Genomic DNA, 552 nt, shown 5'->3' on the forward strand with positions numbered 1-552 from the left:
TAAGAAAGCTCTTATATTTCATGGTAATGACTATGATTACCTTACGGAAGAGGTCGCAAAATAGCATTGTCGATTATTATGATCATTTAAAAAAGCAACCCCAGAGTAAGCCTCATAAGGTTGCAGTTATCGCATGTGTGAATAAGTTCCTGAAAGTCGCATTTCACCTTATTCAACACGGCATCCCTTATAACTATGCATTCACTACAGCCAGTTAATAACGGGATAATTTCACTATAGCATAGTTATCCTTGCGAAAAATAGGATTTCGTTAGGTTTATTTGGTATTCAATTTTTTGGACCTAAGATAGGTTTTCTTTATTCTAGACCTCTTATATCTAGTCTGAATTGCTTGTAGTGGAAGGCTCGACTCCTGCGGGAATAGCATGAGCCTTGAGACCCCGCAGGAAGCAAAGCGAACGAGGAGGCTCAAGCCATGCCCGCCGGAAAGCGAGTCCTGAAACGGAAAGCAATGGATGAGTGTTGATACTTTCCTTCATAAGCTTCATTATTAATCTTATAAAAGACTTGACTCGAGGTAAGAAAGCGTCC

At 40.0% G+C, this 552-nt stretch carries 1 pseudogene; it reads left to right on the forward strand.

The window, feature by feature from the left end:
• A pseudogene (locus ACR65F_RS18160) lies at positions 1-218 on the forward strand (IS110 family RNA-guided transposase); the annotation flags it as partial.
• Between the last annotated feature and the right edge of the window lie 334 nt (positions 219-552).

The organism is Sporosarcina sp. SAFN-010, from assembly GCF_059415065.1.